Source organism: Roseateles chitinivorans, from assembly GCF_002761755.1.
Classification (GTDB): Bacteria; Pseudomonadota; Gammaproteobacteria; order Burkholderiales; family Burkholderiaceae_C; genus Roseateles; species Roseateles chitinivorans.
Genome location: NZ_PEOG01000113.1, coordinates 1 through 10,766 on the forward strand (window position 1 = coordinate 1; position 10,766 = coordinate 10,766).

Consider the following 10,766-nt stretch of genomic DNA (forward strand, 5'->3'; position numbering starts at 1 on the left):
CAGGTCCTGCTCGTGGCGCAGGAACGCGACGGCGAACTGGCGGATCGAATCGAGGTCCTCCGGATCGCCCGACGCGGTGAACTCGCGATCGTCGGCCTTGACCGTCTCCTTGCGCAGGAAGGCGTCGACGCCCCGGCGGGCTCGGCCGGCGGCGCCGGCTTCACCCACTGCCACACCTTCCATCCCAGGCTGAGCCAGGCCCATAGCCGCGCGATGCGGCCGGGCGGGCTGTCTGCCGCCTTGGGGTCATGCCGGCGGAAGGCGTGCGTCAACCCAGCCAGGCCGCCTGCTGCGGCCAGTGCCGCCACCGTCCGCCACAGGCGTGGCAGGCTACCCGCCAGGCGATAGAGCGCATGGCCGCGTTCGGCCCACTGCATCGGGCCCTCGAGCGCCCTCGCATCGTGCAACAAGCCCAGGCGCAGCTCCGCGCTGCGCAGTTGCAGCTCGAGCTGCCGCAGCTTCAGCCGCTGGCCTGCATCGCCCCACATCATGGCCGTGCTCCCGGCTCGGCCTCGGGCTCCAGCGCGCGTTGATCGCGCGCCAGCTCCGCCACGCTGGCCGCGAACGGCCGGCCCGCCGCCAGCTGGCGCTTCGCCCAGTACCAGCTGGCCGCGGCCCCGAACAGGAAGGCCGCGCCCAGTCCCGCGCCCAGCGGCGCGCGCCAGGCATCGGGCACCCACAGCAGCGCGGCGAACACCAGCATCAGCAGCGCGGCCACGCCCAGCAGCAGCGCCAGCAGCAGCGCGGTCAAGGCGCCGAACAGGCGCAGCAGCTCCGCCTGCAGCTCGACACCCAACAGCTCCAGCCGCACGCGGGCCAGTTCAAGCGCCCGCTCGGCCATCCGCCGCAGCCGCTCCGTCAACCCCGGATCGCGTGATTCCATCGAACGTCTCTCCTCTGTCTCCGGCCCCTCCGGTGTGCGAAAGCTATCACTGAATCGGGGGAAACGAGGGCGTCCTTTGTCCGTACCGCCTCCGGGCCTTGGGCTACAGTGCGGTAACGCTTGGTTGCGCGGACCCCGTGCGGCCGGCCCTTCAAGGTTGATTCAATGCCTGATCGCCAGCACACGCACTCCGACGTCGTCGAGGACGACGACCTGCTGCAGTTCCTGGACGACCACGAGCACGCCGTCCTCGACGACCTCCCGCCACGCAAGCCCTGGCGGGTGCTGATCGTCGACGACGACACCGACGTCCACAAGGCCACCGAGCTGGCGATGCAGGGCCTGCAGGTCGAGGGCCAGCCGCTGGCCTTCCTGCATGCCAAGTCCGCCGCCGAGGCGCGCGCGCTGCTGCGTCAGGAGCCCGACATCGCTGTCGTCCTGCTGGACGTCGTGATGGAGTCCGACGACGCCGGCCTGCAGCTGGTGCGCCACATCCGCGAGGAACTGCGGCTGCGCGCGGTGCGCATCGTGCTGCGCACCGGCCAGCCCGGTTACGCGCCGGAGATCGAGACGGTCCAGGCCTACGACATCAACGATTACAAGACCAAGTCGGAGCTGACCCGCACCCGGCTGTACACCGTGCTCACCGCGGCGATCCGCTCCTACCGCCAGATCCGCGCGCTGGAGGCCAACCGGCAAGGGCTGGAGATGATCGTCGAGGCCAGCACCGAGCTCGGTCGCCAGCACGGTCTGCACCGCTTCGCCGAGGGCGTGGTCACGCAGCTGTGCGCGCTGCTGGGCACGCTGCCCGAGGGGCTGGTCTGCGTGCAGGCGCACAACGACGCCAGCGGCGATGCCCGCGTCATCGCGGCTGCCGGCCAGTACAGTTCGCTCATCAACCGCCCGCTGCATGCGGTGCCGGTGGGCAAGGTGCGCGACTTGCTGGCGCGCTGCCTGACCGTCGGCCACAACCTGCACGAAGACGGCTGCACCGTGCTGTTCTTCGGCCTGCCCAGCGGTCGCGCCATGGCGGCGCTGGTCGAGGTGCAACGGGAACTCGACGAGCTCGACCGCCAGTTGCTGCGCGCGTTCTGCTCCAACATCGCGGTCGGCTTCGAGAACGTCATGCTCTACACGCAGCTGACCGACCAGGCCTACAACGATCCGCTGCTGCAGCTGCCCAATCGCACCCGCTTCATCGAGCTGCTCGAGCACAACCTCAAGACGCCCGAGGGCATCACCCTCGCGCTGATCGACCTGGACGACTTCGCCGACGTCAACGACGCCTTCGGCCACCGCTTCGGCGACCAGGTGCTGCAGGCGGTCTCCCAGCGGCTGGCGCAGCGGCTGGGCTTCAACACCGCGATGGCGCGGATCTCGTCGAACGCCTTCGGCCTGCTCGGGCCCGACGACATGGTCAACGGCCAGCGCATCGGCGGCGTCTTCGACGACCCCTTCACCGTCGCGGGCGAGCGCCTGCAGCTGTCCGCCACCACCGGGCTGGTGCGGCTCGCCCAGTCCCGGACGCTGGGCTCGGAACTGCTGCTGGACGCGCAGATCGCGCTCAAGCGGGCCAAGGCGGGGAACCGTGGCGCGTCGCAGTACTTCTCGCCGGAGATGGGCATCGACGCCCGCGAGCGCTTCAAGCTGCTGAAGGGCTTGCGCGCCAGCTTCGAGGAGCGCCGGCTGTTCGTCGTTTACCAGCCGCAGGTGGAGCTCGGCTCGCTGCGCGTCATCGGCGCCGAGGCGCTGCTGCGCTGGCGCACCGCCGATGGCAAGTTCGTGCCGCCCGACCAGTTCATTCCACTGGCGGAGCAGTCCGGCCTGATCGTCCCGATCGGCGAATTCGTGCTCCGGACCGCCTGCCGCCAGGTGCGGCAGCTGCGCGACGCCGGCTACGCGGACTTCCGCGTCGCGGTGAACATCTCGCTGGCGCAGTTCCGTCATCCCGCCTTCATCGACACCGTCCGGCGCGCGCTGGCCGATGCCGAGGTGCCCGGCGCCGCGCTGGAACTGGAGATCACCGAATCGATGGCGATGGAAGAGGTCTCGGCGGTGCTGCGGGTGCTGGCGGAGATCCGCGGCACCGGTGCGTCGGTCGCGATCGACGACTTCGGCACCGGCTTCTCGTCGCTGAGCCAGCTGCGGCGGCTGGATGTCGAGCGACTCAAGATCGACCGCGCCTTCGTCCGTGAGGCGCAAAGCTCGGCGGCCGGCGCGACGATCGCGCAGATGGTGGTGAACCTGGGATGCAGCCTCGGCATGCGGGTCGTCGCCGAGGGCATCGAGACCGAGGAACAGCGCCAGCACCTGCTGGCGTTGGGCTGTCACGAGGGCCAGGGCTGGCTGTTCGCCAAGCCGATGCCGGCCGAGGAACTCGACCGCTGGCTGGCCGCGCCCAAGCCCTGGGCGCTGGACCCGGCGCCTGCGGCGTCGGGGACCCAGCCGATGGCGGCGGCGCCTTGCGCCGCGCCCAGCGCCGCGGCATCCAGCGCCGCGGCGTCGCCGATCAACGGCGGCTGATCAGCAGGCCCAGCAGCAGGCCGACACCGGCGGCCACGCCGATCGACTGCCAGGGGTTGTCGTGCACGTAGTCGTCGGTCGCCTTGCTGGCGGCCTTGGCGCGCTCGACCGCGGCGGACTGGAACTCGCCCAGGCTGGACTTGGCGCGATCCAGCGTCGACTGCACGCGGGCGCGCAGTTCGGACGCGCCGGCACTGGTCTGGTCGGCGGTGGCCCGCAGCAGCGACTCGGCGTCGGTCACCACCTGGTGCAGGTCGGACAGCAGGCGGTCGGAGGGAGAGGTCTTGGCCATGGGCGGGCTCCTTTTGGTCGGGTTGTGAGGATCAGGACGCGCATCGGCGCGGAACGAAGTCCGGTTGTACGTCTGCCGAGCAATCCGCGGCAAGTCGCCCTGACGGGTGTCCGACCGCGGCACACGGTTTTGACGATGCGCGAGGCTTGGTGGGTCTCCGGCAGATTTCGCTCCCGGCCTGGGCACCCAATCGGGCGCTCAGCCGTTCCGGTCGTCGGCGGAAGGGGCATCGTCCTCGCAAACGGTGTAGCGGCGCACCAGGAAATAGTGGGTGCGCCGTTCGCCTTCGACGATCAAGACCCGGCCCTCCAGGGCCTCCAGTTCCGGATCGCGGAACGGATTGGCGCCGGCACGGCGCAGCACGACCCGATCGCCATCGGCGACGACCAGCAGCACCGCCAGGCGCTCGCTCTTGCTGCCCGCATCCACGCGCTCGCGGCACAGGCGTCCGCGCAGGCATTCGGCCGCGCCGCCCGGCGCATCGTCACGGTCAGCGGGCATGCATGCGCCTCACATGGAGCAGTCGTCCGTCCTGCTCGGTGGCGATCAGCGCCAGCAGGCGCCGTTCGACCCACCCCTTGTAGACATGGATCGCCCGATGCCCCGGCGCGCCGGAGATCCGGTAGCTGACCCGCGCGCAGCGCTCGGCGTCCAGGCCGGATTCCTTGAGCATCGGCCGCACCGCCTCGAGCACCGCCGGCGCGGGCGCCGCCTCGCTCGGAATCAACCGCGGCAGCGAGCGCGCCAGGTTGCGGCCCTCCCGCTCCAGGCGCTCGCGGCGCAGGCCGCGCACGCCGCGATCCTCGACCGAGGCGAAGGCCTTGCGGAAGGCCTTGGTGCGGGCCAGCGCATGCGACACGCCGGCCACCGGCTGCAGCGACGGATCGCCCAGCAGGTAGAACTGCCCCAGCGTCTTGAGGTCCATCGGGTCGAGGTGGGTGCGCTCGCCGGCGAACTTCTGGCGCGCCTCGAGCAGCGCCCGGCCCAGCGAGGCGCCGGCCAGCACGCGTTGCAGGAAGTACTGGCAGAGCAGGTCGGCGGAGCCGTTGCCCTCGCTCGGTCCATAGGCGATGGTGGTGCTGCCGAGGAAGGCGCAAGCGCCGTCGGTCAGGTAGCGCAGGGCCATCGGCCAGTCGCCGTCCGCCAGCGCCGGATCGAAGAGCTGCGCGCCGTAGCAGCACTCCGCGGCGACGACCGTGCCCGCCGTCACCCGGTCGCGCAGCAGCGTCGAGCGCATCGAGACCGGGAAGTCCTCGCCCCGTTGGCCGTAGTACTCGGGCATGTCCGCGGCACCGTGGCAGTTGATGAAGTGCATGCGCGGCGCCAGATCCGCCTTGCTCCACTTCGGTCCGTCCGGCGGCGACAGATGCAGCCGGTCCGCATGGCCGAAGGTATTGGTCAGGCTGAGCCGGGTCGAGCCCTGCCAGACCTCGGCCGACAACGCGAAGCTGTCCGCGAAGGACGCGCGCGGCAGGCCCTTGTGGCGGGACGCCGCGCGGATCAGCTGGAGCAGCAGGTCGGGCCGCGTCGCGCCGGGCAGGTCGGGCAGTCGGCCGACGACCCGCGTCGGCCCGAGGAACCGGTTCGGGTCGGTCGAGTAGGCGGCCTCGCAGGCATACGGCAGGTCGCTGGGGACGATCCGGTCCTCGTCGCCGAGCTCGCCGCCATGTGCCGGATTCTTCAGCGGCACCATCGGCAGCAGGTCCGGGCCGCCCAGCAGCATCAGGTAGTGCGGTTGCCGGGCCCGGGCCAGCGCGTCGATGGCCGCCTTCAGCGCCTTCGCATCGGGCCGGGCCGGGACCGGCGCGGCGTCGTAGGGCTTCATCGCCGACGCGAGGTCGACCGGCACGACCAGCGTATCGACGCCGCGCCGCTTGTCCGCGGCGGCCAGCGCCTTCAGCGCCGCGTCGACTTTCGCCAGCGCCGCCGCGCCGTACTTGGCGCGCAACGCGCCGCGATGAACGATGACCAGCTTGTCCATGCGAGTGCCTCCCCCGCCCGGGCGATGCCCGGAAACCAGGATCGTAGGCAGCGGCGGCCCGTGCCGCAATCCACAAGCTGGGGAGGCCTACGCCGGACTGTCATCAAGCCTGCATGCGGCCTTCGCAACATCCGGCCCGCCATGCAAACTTCTGTTACTCCTCCCCGCAAGACCGAGCTGGCGCGCCAGATGCTGGCGCCGGGCCAGCGCCAGCTGCCGCCCGCGTTGCGAGCGCTGCTGATCACCGTCGACGGCAAGCGCGACGCGCAGGAGCTGCAGCGCCTGGGCCGCGGGCTGGGGTTGGGTGACGACGGCCTGTCACGGCTGGTCGACCAGGGCCTGGTGGAACTGCCGCGCCCGCCGCGGCCCGCAGAGCTCCCGATGGGGCCCGCGTCGGCATCGGCGTCGGCATCGGCGTCGGCATCGGCGTCGGCGTCGGCGTCGGCATCGGCATCGGCATCGGCATCGGCATCGGCATCGGCATCGGCACCGGCACCGGCACCGGCATCGGCATCGGCATCGGCATCGGCATCGGCGTCGGTGTCGGTGTCGTCGGCATCCGCGATCCAGGCCGTTGACGCGGAAGAGGTTGCCGAGGCCGCAGCCATGGCGCGCCAGGCGCAGGCGCGCGCCAAGCGCCTGGTCGCCACCAAGTTCTTCGCGCTGGACCTGGTCACGCGGATGCTGGCCGGCCGCGAGGGCGAGCTCCGGGACCTGGTCCGCCAGGTGGACACGGAGAGCCGCTTCCAGGAGTGGGTCAACCACTGCTGCGAGCGCATCGAGGCGCATGCGGACGCCGAGCGCGCCGCGAAGTTCCGCGACAGCGTCGGCCAGACCCTCGCCGCCGGCTGAGCGCTCCACCGGCTCTACGAGGTCAGCACGGCGACGTACAGCTGGTCGATCTTTCGGTACTGGCGCAGGACGCGGCTGGCCGCCTCGAGCGTGACGCCGGTCCGGATGTGGTCATCGATGAGCAGCGCGTTCCAGCGCCCTGGGTTGCGGATCTCGTCGTGCAGGGAGAAGGTGGCGACGAGCCGCCCCAGCGTCTCTTCGCGCGTGGAGGAGGCCCGCACCGCGATGACCTGCGGGGTCCTGAGCAGCAGGCGCTCGAAGACCGGCACGCGGAGTTGCTGCCCCAACGCGCGTGCCACCCGTGCGACGGGCTGCCAGGGCCGGGCGCGCGACGGCGGCATCGGCACGATGAAGCCGATCGGTCCGAGGCGCGGCAGGACCCGGGAGCGCAGCGCGCGGGCGAGCGGCTCGGCCTTCGACAGGTCGCCGCGGTGCTTCAGCTGGAACAGCGCCTCGCCCACCTCGGTGCGGGTGGTCGCGAAGCGCGGCTGCCCGGCCGGGTCCTCGCCGAGGTAGGCGCTGGCGAGCAGCGTCCGGTCCAGCACGTAGCCCGCGGTCCAGGGGCCTTCAATCGGTCGCAGGGAGACGTCCATCCGGTTGCCTTCGATGGGGTGGAAAGGCGGATGGGTTGGGCCGCCGGGCGGGTGGTTCGGCCACGCGCTCGCGCGATGCCGGAAGTCAGGCTTGCGGACGCGGGAAAGCGGCGCCTATGCTGGCCGCTTCCTCAATCCGGGAGCCGCCATGAAACCCACCCCCGCCGGTTGGCCGCGTCTGTCGAGCGCCGTGTTCTACGAGAGCGCCGCCAAGGCGATCCCCTGGCTGTGCGAGGCCTTCGGCTTCGAGGTGCAGCTGCGGGTCGATGGCGACGACGGCTCGGTCGTCCACAGCCAGCTGACCTTCGGCGAAGCGCTGATCATGGTCAGCGAGGGCGGCGAAGGGCAGCGCTCGCAGCGCTTCGGCATCCCCCTGCGCAGCCCGAAGGGCATCGGCGGGGCCAACACGCAGAGCCTGATGCTTTATGTCGACGACGCGGTCGCGCACTGCGAGCGCGCCCGCCGGGCCGGCGCCACCATCGTCCACGAGCCCAAGGTCGAGGACTACGGGCCCGAGTACTGGGCCGACAAGAACTACGGCGTGCTGGACCTCGACGGCCACCTGTGGTGGTTCGTGGAGCGCGTGAGGGGGTGAGGCGGCCCCTCGGGGGTTCCTGTCGCGTTGGGCGCGGTCGTCCCCAGCCCGGTCCTCAGCCCTTGCGCTTGGCCAGGATCGCCTTGCCCACGCGCGACACCGGCGGGCGACCGAGCACGCCGGAGATGAAGGCGCCCGCATCGACCAGCTTGTCCAGGTCGATGCCGGTGTCGATGCCCAGGCCGCTCAGCAGGAACACCACGTCCTCGGTGGCGACATTGCCGGTCGCGCCCTTCGCATAGGGGCAGCCGCCCAGGCCGGCCACGCTCGCGTCGAAGGTGTGGATGCCCAGTTCCAGGCAGGCGTAGATGTTGGTCAGCGCCTGGCCGTAGGTGTCGTGGAAATGGCCGCTCACCTCGACCAGCGGGTAATGCTTCAGCGCCCGCTCCATCGCCGCCTGCACCTTGCGCGGCGTGCCGACGCCGATCGTGTCGGCCACGCCGAGGTGGTCGACGCCGATGTCCCTCATCAGCCGCACGACGCGCTCGACCTCATCGGGCGTCACCTCGCCCTGGTACGGGCAACCCACCGCGCACGACAGCGCGCCACGCACCTTGATGCCGGCCTCGTGCGCCGAGGCCACCACCGGCGCGAAGCGCTCGATGCTCTCGGCGATCGAGCAGTTGATGTTCTTCTGCGAGAAGGCCTCGGACGCGGCGGCGAAGACGACGATCTCGTCCGGTCGGGTGGGCAGCGCGCCCTCCAGGCCCTTCATGTTGGGCACGAGCACGCTGTGGCGCACGCCGGGGCGACGCTCGATGGCGGCCATCACCGCGGTGTTGTCGGCCATCTGCGGCACCCACTTCGGCGAGACGAAGCTGGTGACTTCGATCTCCTTCAGGCCGGCGTCCTGCAGCAGCGACACCAGCTTCGCCTTGTCGGCCGTGCTGACGGTCTCCTTCTCGTTCTGCAGGCCGTCGCGCGGGCCGACGTCGACCAGGGTGACACGTGCGGGCAATGTGGTCATGGCTGATTCCTTGAGGGGTCTTCAGGCTGCTTGCAGCCGCAGCAGCTCGGCACCGTCGCCGACCTGATCGCCCACCGCGAACAGCAGCTCGGCGACGACACCATCGCGCGGCGCGGTGATCGTGTGCTCCATCTTCATCGCCTCCATCACCGCCAGCGGCTGGCCCTTGGCGACGCTGTCCCCCGCCTGCGCCAGGAAGGCGACCAGTTTGCCGGGCATCGGCGCGGTCAGTCGGCCGCCCTCCGATCCCCCCTCACCCGCATGGGCGATGACGTCGACCTCGGTCACCAATGCCGACCCGTGCGCGCCGAACACGGCGACCTGCTCGCCCACCTTGTAGGTCGACACCGCCACGCGCCGCTCGCCCAGGTAGAGCTCATGGCGCTCGGGCCCGGCCGAGCGCAGCGCCAGCGAGATCGACTCGCCGCCCACGGTCAGCGTCAGGCTGCCCTGGTGATGCCGCGCCAGCAGCACCTGGTGGTGCGTGCCGTCCACATCCAGCTCGAAGCGCCGCTGCGCCGCACCGAACAGGCGCCAGCCATCGCGGCGGCTCCAGGGGTCGGCGGACTCGGTGGCCGACTCCACGGCCAGCGTGTGCGCCACGACCGCGGCGGCCGCCTCGGCCAGCGGCAGCCCGGGTTGGCCGAACAGCGCGTCCTTCTCGCGCTCGATCAGCGCGGTATCCAGGTCGGCACCGGCGAACGAGGCGGTTGCCGCGCAGCGGCGCAGGAAGGCCACGTTGGTGTGCAGGCCGACGATGTGCGTGTCCCTCAGCGACGCGTCCAGCAGCGCCAGCGCCTGCTCGCGGGTCTCGCCCCAGACGATCAGCTTGGCGATCATCGAGTCGTAGAACGGACTGATCTCGTCGCCCTCGCCCACGCCGGAGTCGATGCGCACATCGGCGCGGCGGAAGGCCTCGTGCGCCGGCCAGCGCGCCACCGACAGCCGTCCCGTCGCCGGCAGGAAGCCACCCTCCGGGTTCTCGGCGCAGAGGCGGGCCTCGATCGCGTGGCCGTGCATCCGCAGCTGGTCCTGCCGGAGCGGCAGCGGCTCGCCCGCCGCCACGCGCAACTGCCACTCGACCAGGTCCTGGCCGGTGATCGCCTCGGTCACCGGATGCTCGACCTGCAGCCGCGTGTTCATCTCCATGAAGTAGAAGCGGCCGTCCTGCTCGGCGATGAACTCGACAGTGCCGGCTCCCTGGTACCCGACCGCCTTCGCCGCAGCCACCGCGGCGGCGCCCATCTCGGCGCGGCGCTCGGCGGTCATGCCGGGCGCCGGGGCTTCCTCCAGCACCTTCTGATGCCGGCGCTGCACCGAGCAGTCGCGCTCGAACAGGTAGACGCAATCGCCATGGCGGTCGCCGAAGACCTGGATCTCGATGTGGCGCGGCCGCTGGACGTAGCGCTCGATCAGCACCGCGTCGTCGCCGAAGCTGTTGATCGCCTCGCGCTTGCATGATGCGAGCGCGGCATCGAAGTCCTCGTCCGCATGCACCGCCCGCATGCCCTTGCCGCCGCCGCCGGCACTGGCCTTGATCAGCACCGGATAGCCGATGCGCTGCGCCTCGCGGCGCAGCAGTGCCGGGTCCTGATCCGCGCCGTGATAGCCGGGCACCAGCGGCACGCCGGCCTGCTCCATCAGCCGCTTCGATTCCGCCTTCAGGCCCATCGCCTGGATCGCCGAGGGCGGCGGGCCGATGAACACCAGGCCCGCGTCGGCGCAGGCCTGTGCGAACTCCTCGTTCTCGCTCAGGAAGCCGTAGCCCGGATGGACCGCCTCGGCCCCGGTGGCCTTGGCCGCATCCAGGATGCGCTGCCATTGCAGGTAGCTGTCGCGTGGCGCGGGGCCGCCGATGCGCACCGCCTCGTCGCAGGCATGGACGTGGCGCGATCGCGCGTCCGCGTCGGAATAGACGGCGACCGTCTTCACGCCCATGCGGCGCGCGGTGGCCGCGACGCGGCAGGCGATTTCGCCACGGTTGGCGATCAGGATCTTCTTGAACACGGGTGTCTCCTCATGCTTCAGGTCCTCGGCGCGTCGCGGCTTGTGGCCGCTTCGCGCCGGGTGCGCCCGGACG

10 protein-coding genes are annotated in these 10,766 nt (G+C 71.3%); 3 read left to right on the top strand and 7 right to left on the bottom strand.

What is annotated here, in order from left to right:
• Positions 1-487 precede the first annotated feature (487 nt).
• Complete coding sequence (locus CS062_RS24045) at positions 488-883, bottom strand: phage holin family protein (protein WP_099864308.1); 396 nt, start codon at positions 881-883, stop codon at positions 488-490.
• A 165-nt stretch (positions 884-1,048) separates the two neighbouring features.
• Between CS062_RS24045 and CS062_RS24050 the strand changes: the two genes are divergently transcribed.
• Entirely contained in the window at positions 1,049-3,406 is a 2,358-nt protein-coding gene (locus CS062_RS24050; RefSeq protein WP_099864310.1) for a putative bifunctional diguanylate cyclase/phosphodiesterase, read from the top strand.
• On the opposite strand, the gene CS062_RS24055 is transcribed toward CS062_RS24050, so the two are convergent.
• From CS062_RS24055 to CS062_RS24065, 3 genes are all read right to left on the bottom strand, one after another.
• Positions 3,393-3,698, bottom strand: coding sequence for an ElaB/YgaM/YqjD family protein (locus CS062_RS24055; protein ID WP_091720058.1), 306 nt, complete (start codon positions 3,696-3,698; stop codon positions 3,393-3,395). The genes CS062_RS24050 and CS062_RS24055 overlap by 14 nt on opposite strands.
• A 198-nt stretch (positions 3,699-3,896) precedes the next feature.
• Positions 3,897-4,199, bottom strand: a complete 303-nt coding sequence (locus CS062_RS24060; RefSeq protein WP_099864311.1) for a hypothetical protein — start codon at positions 4,197-4,199, stop codon at positions 3,897-3,899.
• Positions 4,189-5,679 (bottom strand): C25 family cysteine peptidase, encoded by a 1,491-nt coding sequence (locus tag CS062_RS24065; protein WP_099864313.1) that lies wholly within the window; start codon positions 5,677-5,679, stop codon positions 4,189-4,191. Before CS062_RS24065 ends, CS062_RS24060 begins: the two co-directional genes overlap by 11 nt.
• A 141-nt stretch (positions 5,680-5,820) precedes the next feature.
• On the opposite strand from CS062_RS24065, the gene CS062_RS26675 reads away from it, so the two are divergent.
• The gene (locus CS062_RS26675) at positions 5,821-6,531 is read left to right on the top strand and encodes a hypothetical protein (protein ID WP_199174344.1); all 711 of its coding nucleotides are present in this window, start codon (positions 5,821-5,823) and stop codon (positions 6,529-6,531) included.
• Positions 6,532-6,545: 14 nt separating this feature from the next.
• On the opposite strand, the gene CS062_RS24080 is transcribed toward CS062_RS26675, so the two are convergent.
• Positions 6,546-7,124, bottom strand: a complete 579-nt coding sequence (locus CS062_RS24080; protein WP_099864317.1) for a phosphoribosyltransferase — start codon at positions 7,122-7,124, stop codon at positions 6,546-6,548.
• A gap of 148 nt (positions 7,125-7,272) precedes the next feature.
• On the opposite strand from CS062_RS24080, the gene CS062_RS24085 reads away from it, so the two are divergent.
• Positions 7,273-7,719, top strand: coding sequence for a VOC family protein (locus CS062_RS24085; protein ID WP_099864319.1), 447 nt, complete (start codon positions 7,273-7,275; stop codon positions 7,717-7,719).
• 55 nt (positions 7,720-7,774) lie between these two features.
• Here CS062_RS24085 and CS062_RS24090 read toward each other — a convergent pair whose 3' ends face one another.
• Entirely contained in the window at positions 7,775-8,686 is a 912-nt protein-coding gene (locus CS062_RS24090; RefSeq protein ID WP_099864320.1) for a hydroxymethylglutaryl-CoA lyase, read from the bottom strand.
• A gap of 21 nt (positions 8,687-8,707) precedes the next feature.
• Complete coding sequence (locus CS062_RS24095) at positions 8,708-10,693, bottom strand: acetyl/propionyl/methylcrotonyl-CoA carboxylase subunit alpha (protein WP_099864322.1); 1,986 nt, start codon at positions 10,691-10,693, stop codon at positions 8,708-8,710.
• Positions 10,694-10,766: the final 73 nt, after the last annotated feature.